Source organism: Pseudomonas sp. Root562 (genome assembly GCF_001427125.1).
In the GTDB taxonomy this organism is placed as follows: domain Bacteria; phylum Pseudomonadota; class Gammaproteobacteria; order Pseudomonadales; family Pseudomonadaceae; genus Aquipseudomonas.
The window spans coordinates 36380-44084 of the sequence record NZ_LMGK01000014.1 but is presented as its reverse complement, the minus strand read 5'-3'; the positions used below and the strand labels follow the sequence as shown (position 1 = coordinate 44084).

The following is a 7705-nucleotide window of genomic DNA, read 5'->3' as shown; positions in this document are numbered from 1 at the left end:
CCTCCCCCCAGAAACGCACTTGCTGTTGTATGAGTCCTTGAGCGTAACCTCTCTCTTTGGACTCAGGGTCAACATACAAGGAGCGAGGCTTGCCCGCGAAGCTTTCTCAACCGCCAAACGCGTCCTTGAGGAAACCCGGGGCGATATAGCGCTGATAATGCGCCTCGGACAGCAGGAAAAACTCCCGGTCGATTGCATCGCGCAATTCCGGCAGGTTCCAGTCGCGGAATTCCGGCAGCAACACCATGCCATAGGCTTCCAGGTTGTTGATGACCCGTGCGCCCCGCGCGATCAACTGGTAAGCCCAGCAGTATTCCGACTGATGGGGCACAAAGCGGATCTTGCGTTGTTCCAGCTGGGTTCGTAGCAGCGCCGGGTCGAAAATCTCCACCTTGGCAGCCATTACCTGGGACAAAAGCTGCTCCAGACGCAACCACACCGCGCGCTTTTCTTCCTCGTTGTAACCGTTCCAGTGAATCACTTCATGGTGGAACCGCTTGCAGCCACGGCACACCAGGTCACCGTAGACAGTGGAGCAAAGGCCGACGCACGGCGTCTTGATAGTCTGATTGGGCATAGGTAGGCAAAACGCGAAAAAGCAAAACAGGCCGGCATGTTAGCCCTTTGTCCGATATTCATCACCCCTCAAAGTTGAAGGGTCAGGGTCAACGCACCTTTGCCGGGCGTCACCACCAAAGTCCAATAAACCCTGACTTACCTTTAATTTTTTTTTGCCGTAGAATCAGCCTGCCTTTTTAGGCGCCAATGTCCGTTAGAAGCTGTTTTCAAAGCGTCACGAGCACAGTCGTTCCTTCAGAGCGGTGTTGGCGAGGGGTTTTTCCAGCGGGGAAAAGCCCAACGCCAACCCTCATCAGCTCCCGTTCTGCAGGCGTAAAACTTTGAAAGCAGCTTCTGTAAGGAATTGTCGGTAATTCTGGCTAAGTGGCTCACAACGCCATGCAGCGCATGAGTACGGCAATTTCGGGATGAGCGTCCCGGACACCCATTTGGGACCACTGATGAGGGTAATAACTGTGCTTGAAGCCTACCGCAAACATATCGAAGAGCGCGCAGCACTGGGTATCGTTCCCCAGCCGCTTAACGCCGAACAAACTGCAGGCCTGGTCGAGCTGCTGAAAAATCCCCCGGCTGGCGAAGAAGCATTCCTCGTTGACCTGATCACCAATCGCGTTCCGCCTGGCGTGGACGAAGCCGCCTATGTCAAGGCCGGTTTCCTGTCTGCCATCGCCAAGGGCGAAGCCAAATCCCCCCTGATCGACAAGAAGCGCGCTGTAGAACTGCTCGGCACCATGCAGGGCGGCTACAACATCGTGACCCTGGTCAACCTGCTGGACGACGCCGAACTGGCGCCAGTAGCGGCCGAAGAACTCAAGCACACCCTGCTGATGTTCGATGCTTTCCACGACGTCGCGGAAAAAGCCAAGAACGGCAACGTTCACGCCAAAGGCGTACTGCAGTCCTGGGCTGATGGCGAGTGGTTCAAGAACCGCCCGACCCTGGCCGACAAGATCAGCCTGCGCGTGTTCAAGGTCACTGGCGAAACCAACACCGACGACCTCTCCCCTGCTCCCGACGCCTGGTCCCGCCCGGACATCCCGCTGCACGCCCTGGCCATGCTGAAAATGGCTCGCGACGGCATTGTGCCTGACGCACAAGGCGTCACCGGCCCGATGAAGCAGATCGAAGAAATGCGCAATGCCGGCTTCCCTATCGCCTACGTCGGTGACGTGGTCGGTACCGGTTCTTCGCGTAAATCGGCCACCAACTCCGTACTGTGGTTCTTCGGCGACGACGTTCCTTACGTGCCGAACAAGCGTGCCGGTGGTTTCTGCTTCGGCAGCAAGATCGCTCCGATCTTCTACAACACCATGGAAGATGCCGGCGCACTGCCAATCGAATTCGACGTTTCCAACATGCACATGGGCGACGTGATCGACCTGTACCCGCATGCTGGCAAAGTCTGCAAGCACGGCACCGACGAAGTCCTGACCACCTTCGAAATGAAGACTCCGGTGCTGTTGGACGAAGTTCGCGCCGGCGGCCGTATTCCGCTGATCATCGGCCGTGGCCTGACCGAGAAGGCGCGTGCCGAACTGGGTCTGCCTGCGTTCGACCTGTTCAAGAAGCCTGAAGCCCCGGCCGAAAGCACCAAGGGTTTCACCCTGGCGCAGAAAATGGTCGGCAAGGCGTGCGGCGTAGCCGGTGTGCGTCCTGGCACCTACTGCGAACCGAAGATGACCACCGTGGGCTCCCAGGACACCACCGGTCCGATGACCCGTGATGAACTGAAAGACCTGGCGTGCCTGGGCTTCTCCGCTGATCTGGTAATGCAGTCGTTCTGCCACACCGCGGCTTATCCAAAGCCGATCGACGTGACCACCCACCACACCCTGCCTGACTTCATCATGACCCGCGGCGGTGTTTCCCTGCGTCCGGGCGACGGCATCATCCACTCGTGGCTGAACCGCATGCTGCTGCCGGACACCGTAGGTACCGGTGGTGACTCCCACACCCGTTTCCCGATGGGCATTTCGTTCCCGGCCGGTTCCGGTCTGGTTGCGTTCGCCGCTGCCACTGGCGTCATGCCGCTGGACATGCCGGAATCGATCCTGGTGCGCTTCAAAGGCAAGATGCAACCGGGCGTCACCCTGCGTGACCTGGTTCACGCCATTCCTTACTTCGCGATCCAGAAAGGTCTGTTGACCGTCGAGAAGAAGGGCAAGAAAAACGCCTTCTCCGGCCGCATCCTGGAAATCGAAGGCCTGGACAACCTGAGCATCGAACAGGCTTTCGAACTGTCCGACGCCTCGGCCGAACGTTCGGCTGCCGGTTGCACCATCAAGCTGTCCAAAGATTCGATCACCGAGTACCTACAGTCGAACATCACCCTGCTGCGCTGGATGATCGGCGAAGGCTACGGTGACGTGCGTACCCTGGAACGCCGCGCGCAAGCGATGGAAGCCTGGATCGCCAACCCAGAGCTGATGGAAGCCGATGCTGACGCCGAATACGCCGAAATCATCGAAATCGACCTGGCCGACATCAAGGAGCCTGTGCTCTGCGCGCCGAACGACCCGGACGACGCCCGTTTGCTCTCCAGCGTTGCTGGCGAGAAGATCGACGAAGTGTTCATCGGTTCGTGCATGACCAACATCGGTCACTTCCGCGCCGCCGGCAAGCTGCTGGATCAGGTCAAGGGTCAGCTACCAACTCGTCTGTGGCTGTCTCCGCCGACCAAGATGGACGCTCACCAGCTGACCGAAGAAGGCTACTACGGCATCTACGGCAAAGCCGGCGCTCGTATGGAAATGCCAGGCTGCTCGCTGTGCATGGGTAACCAGGCACGTGTAGAGCCGAACTCGACTGTCGTGTCGACTTCGACCCGTAACTTCCCGAACCGTCTGGGTGACGGCGCGAACGTCTACCTGGCTTCGGCCGAACTGGCGTCCGTGGCTTCCATCCTGGGTCGCCTGCCGACCGTCGAGGAGTACATGGAATACGCTGGCAAGATCGACAGCATGGCGGCCGATGTCTACCGCTACCTGTCCTTCGACCAGATCGCCGAGTTCCGTGAAGCGGCTGCGAACGCCAACATCCCGGTCGTTCAAGCCTAACGGTGTAACGCAATGAAAAACGCCGCCCATCGTGAGATGGGCGGCGTTTTTTTATGCCTGAAGAAATGTGGGGTTTCACTGTGATCGTTCCCACTCTCCGCGTGGGAATGCAACCCAGGACGCCCCGCGTCCCCTTCGAGAGCTGGAACGCGGAGCGTCCCTTGAGGCTTTCCCACGCAGAGCGTGGGAACGATCAAAAACTGTTCTTCGCGGGCAAGCCTCGCTCCTACGCAGGATGTGTCAGGCGGTCAGGGAGTAGATCAACGCCGTAATCGCCACCAGGCCCACCGCCGTCACGAAGACGTTGGACGCCTGCCCGCGATAACGCGCCATGGCCGGCACTTTGCGGATCGCGTACATCGGCATCAGGAACAGGATCGCCGCGATGACCGGGCCGCCCAAGGTTTCGATCATGCCGAGAATACTCGGGTTGAGCGTCGCTACGATCCAGCACACCACCAGCATGAACGCTGCGGTCATGCGGTCCAGGGACTTGGCAGACGGCCGCTTGCCACTCTTGACGATCAGGCCTTTGAGGCCTTCGCTGGCGCCGATGTAATGGCCCAGGAACGACTTGGAAATGGCCACGAAAGCAATCAACGGCGCCGCGAAGGCGATGGTCGGGTTGCTGAAGTGGTTGGCCAGGTACGACAGAATGGACAGGTTCTGCGCCTTGGCTTCAGCCAGTTGCGCTGGCGACAGCGTCAGCACGCAACTGAAGACGAAGAACAGCACCATCACCACCATCAACAGATGGGCGCGGGACAGGATCTGCGAACTGCGCTCCTCGGCGTGTTCGCCATAACGGCGCTTCTGGTCGACGGCGAACGCCGAGATGATCGGCGAGTGGTTGAACGAGAACACCATCACCGGAATCGCCAGCCACAAGGTGTGCAACAGCGCGGATGGCGCAGGCACTTGGCTGGCGGTGGCGAGAATACCGCCGTTCCAGTGCGGAACCAGGTACACCGCCAGAAACAGCAGCGCAACGATGAACGGATAGACCATCAGGCTCATGGCCTTGACGATCATCTGCTCGCCGCAGCGCACCACCGCCAGCAGGCCGAGGATCAGCACCAGCGACAATACCGCGCGCGGTGGCGGCGTGATGTGCAATTGATGCTCAAGGAAACTGCCCACGGTGTTGGTCAGCGCCACGCTGTAAATCAGCAGGATCGGGAAGATGGCGAAGAAGTACAACAGCGTGATCAACGCGCCGGCCTTGATACCGAAATGCTCCTCCACCACTTCGGTGATGTCGGCGCCTTCGCGACCGGACAGCACGAAACGGGTCAGGCCACGGTGTGCATAGAACGTCATCGGGAACGCCAGCAGCGCCAGGATCAGCAACGGCCAGAAGCCGCCCAGACCTGCGTTGATCGGCAAAAACAGGGTGCCTGCACCAATCGCTGTGCCAAACAGGCCCAGCATCCACGTGGTGTCTTGGCGATTCCAGCTCGACAGCGTCGCGGGGGTCGTTTCTACATAGCGTTTGTTGACGCTATTGGCCTGATCATTCATCCGGTGGGATCTCCACATTCCGGTCACTTGCCACCCGGCCAGAACGCGTCGGAATACCCGACAGGCAGCGCTCTGACCGAAACAGGGGCGCGATTGTCCGGGATTAGTGAACAGAAGCAAAGACTTAGGTGAGGAACGGTGGTGCCAAGTCGAAGAGAGTGGTCGACGCACCCCCTGTAGGAGCTGAGCTTGCTCGCGATGGCAATGTAACTACTGACATCAATGTTGAATGTGATTGCGCCGTCGCGAGCAAGCTTGGCTCCTACAAGTTGATTCGCAGTATCACCACTGCATTTCACCCCCAGACGACGAACCGACCTTGATAAAGGTCTATCGTCATGTATTTTGAATACACCTGTATCCTTTCTGGAGTCTGCCCATGCCACTGGTTCGCGTCGACATCAAAAAACAGCAGAATCCCACTTACGCCAAACGTATCGGGCAGTTGATCTACGCCGCTTTGCGCAGCGCCATCGACGTGCCGGAAAACGATAACTTCCAGATCCTCAACGAACACGATGAGCAACATTTCATTTTCGACCCGCAGTACCTGGGCATCCAGCGCACCGATAACCTGGTGATCATCCAGATCACCCTGAGTGAAGGGCGAACGCTGGAGAAGAAGAAACTGCTCTATAAAACCATCGTCGATGGCCTCAATGCACAACTGGCGGTGCGCCCGGAAGATGTTTTCATTAATCTGGTGGAAGTGAAGAAAGAGAACTGGTCGTTCGGCAATGGCCTTGCCCAATACGCCCTCTGATTTTCAAACCTGCTAATGGTGAGTGCCTGATGCCCCGAGTTTCCCGCAAGCAAGCCGACCTCAACCGCGAAATCATTGTCGAGGCCGCCACACGGCTGTTTCGCGAGCGCGGCCTGCATGGCATCAGCGTGGTCGATGTAATGGCGGCCGCCGGCCTGACCCATGGTGGGTTCTACGGGCACTTCGAATCCAAGGAAGCACTGGCCAGGGAGGCCAGCGAGCGGGCATTCAAACAAGTAGGAGCGCGCTGGCGGGAACGGGCCGCCTCCGGCGAAGACAAAGCCTCGGCGCGCCGGGCTTTGATTGAACCCTACCTGTCCGTCCAAAGCCGCGATAACCCGGGCGACAGCTGCCCCGTGGTGGCCTTCGCCGCGGACATCTGCCATGAGAGCGCTGAAAGCGGCTTGCGCGAGCCGTTCATGGACGGCCTTAACAGGCTGCTCGACGCCTTCAGCCAACTGATGGAATCGGCTGATCCCGGCGAAAACCGCAAGCAAGCGCTGGTGCAGTATTCGATGATGGTCGGCGCCCTGACACTCGCCCGCGCTACCCGTGGCGAAGCCCTTTCTGATGAAATCCTCGAAGCGACGTGCAGTTTTCTGACCGCAGCGAAGCCCGATACGCCTCCTGCCGCGTGAAATCTCACGACAACACCCTCGCAGGCTTCCCAAGGTCCTACACTCATCAACGCGGCTGCGCGGACGGGCAGTTTTGGTCATTGCCAAATCGCTCCGCAGCCAGCAATCTCAAGTGTCGTTCGAGCCCGATTCTGCGATGCACACAGGAGCCAAGCATGCCCGCAACCGTTCTGGTACTGGTTGAAACCATTAATGATTACCTGCCCATCCTCGAACATCAGGGCTTTCACCTGATCCTCGCCCCGACCCCGGCCGAACGCGCCGCCGCCATTGCCCGACACGGCGGCCAGATCGACGCAGTGCTGACCCGCGGCCCACTCGGTCTGTATGCCGACGAAATAGCCGCCCTGCCCTCGCTCAAAATCATCTGTGTGATCGGTGCCGGCTACGAACATGTCGACCTGCAGGCAGCGGCCAACCGTTGCATCACCGTGACCAACGGTGCCGGCGTCAATGCCTCATCAGTGGCTGATCACGCGATGGCCTTGCTGTTGTCGCTGGTGCGCGATGTTCCGCGCTGCGACGCTGCCGTGCGCCGGGGAGAATGGCCAAAGATCATGCGCCCTTCCCTGGCTGGCAAACGCCTGGGCATTCTCGGCCTGGGCGCCGTCGGCATGGCCATCGCCAAACGCGCCAATGCCGGCTTCGACATGAGCGTGTGCTACCACAACCGCCAGCATCGCAGCGACGTGCCCTACACATTCTGCTCGACGCCCAGCGAACTGGCACGGGCCTCGGACTTTCTGATCGTCGCCGCGCCCGGCGGGCTGGGCACCCAGCACCTGGTCAACAGGCAAGTCCTCGATGCACTCGGGCCTAATGGCTTCCTCGTCAACATCGCCCGGGCAAGCGTGATTGTCACCGCGGACCTGATTACCGCACTCGAACAGCGGCGGATCGCCGGTGCCGCGCTGGATGTCTTCGATAACGAACCTCAGGTTCCGGATGCGTTGAAAAATCTCAACAACGTGATCCTCACGCCCCACGTTGCAGGCCTCTCGCCCGAGGCGACCCAGGGTACGGTGGAGCTGGTGGGCAAGAACTTGCAGGCGTTTTTCTCCGGGCAACCGGTGCTGACGCCCATCGAGCTACCCCTGCCGACCGCCATCCAGCACGCTCACTAAGGCTCCGCTGGCGAAGGCAAATCC

Annotated in this window: 6 protein-coding genes; 4 read left to right on the top strand and 2 right to left on the bottom strand. The window is 59.5% G+C overall.

The annotated features are described in order from the left end of the window. Positions 1-106: 106 nt before the first annotated feature. Positions 107-577 carry a DUF1289 domain-containing protein gene (locus ASD60_RS13380; protein WP_056854460.1) on the bottom strand — a complete coding sequence of 157 codons (471 nt, stop codon included), beginning with the start codon at positions 575-577 and terminating at the stop codon, positions 107-109. A gap of 457 nt (positions 578-1034) precedes the next feature. On the opposite strand from ASD60_RS13380, the gene acnB reads away from it, so the two are divergent. Further along, on the top strand, positions 1035-3635 hold the full coding sequence (gene acnB / locus ASD60_RS13375) for a bifunctional aconitate hydratase 2/2-methylisocitrate dehydratase (RefSeq protein WP_056854459.1): 2601 nt from the start codon (positions 1035-1037) through the stop codon (positions 3633-3635). Between the two features lie 240 nt (positions 3636-3875). Here the strand turns inward: acnB and ASD60_RS13370 are convergent, their stop codons facing one another. Then, positions 3876-5156 carry a serine/threonine transporter gene (locus ASD60_RS13370; protein WP_056854458.1) on the bottom strand — a complete coding sequence of 427 codons (1281 nt, stop codon included), beginning with the start codon at positions 5154-5156 and terminating at the stop codon, positions 3876-3878. A 379-nt stretch (positions 5157-5535) separates the two neighbouring features. On the opposite strand from ASD60_RS13370, the gene ASD60_RS13365 reads away from it, so the two are divergent. From ASD60_RS13365 to ASD60_RS13355, 3 genes are all read left to right on the top strand, one after another. Next, positions 5536-5919: a tautomerase family protein gene (locus ASD60_RS13365; protein WP_056854457.1), complete on the top strand. Its 384-nt coding sequence runs from the start codon at positions 5536-5538 to the stop codon at positions 5917-5919. Positions 5920-5948: 29 nt separating this feature from the next. Then, complete coding sequence (locus tag ASD60_RS13360; protein ID WP_056854456.1) at positions 5949-6557, top strand: TetR/AcrR family transcriptional regulator; 609 nt, start codon at positions 5949-5951, stop codon at positions 6555-6557. A 155-nt stretch (positions 6558-6712) separates the two neighbouring features. Beyond that, positions 6713-7681, top strand: coding sequence for a 2-hydroxyacid dehydrogenase (locus ASD60_RS13355; RefSeq protein ID WP_056854455.1), 969 nt, complete (start codon positions 6713-6715; stop codon positions 7679-7681). The last annotated feature ends 24 nt before the right edge of the window (positions 7682-7705 follow it).

What these genes read in the sequence shown, in the direction of transcription:
- ASD60_RS13360 (WP_056854456.1), top strand. Translation starts at nt 5,949, where the DNA reads ATGCCCCGAGTTTCCCGCAAGCAAGCCGACCTCAACCGCGAAATCATT.
- ASD60_RS13365 (WP_056854457.1), top strand. Translation starts at nt 5,536, where the DNA reads ATGCCACTGGTTCGCGTCGACATCAAAAAACAGCAGAATCCCACTTAC.
- ASD60_RS13355 (WP_056854455.1), top strand. Translation starts at nt 6,713, where the DNA reads ATGCCCGCAACCGTTCTGGTACTGGTTGAAACCATTAATGATTACCTG.
- ASD60_RS13370 (WP_056854458.1), bottom strand. Translation starts at nt 5,156, where the DNA reads ATGAATGATCAGGCCAATAGCGTCAACAAACGCTATGTAGAAACGACC.
- ASD60_RS13380 (WP_056854460.1), bottom strand. Translation starts at nt 577, where the DNA reads ATGCCCAATCAGACTATCAAGACGCCGTGCGTCGGCCTTTGCTCCACT.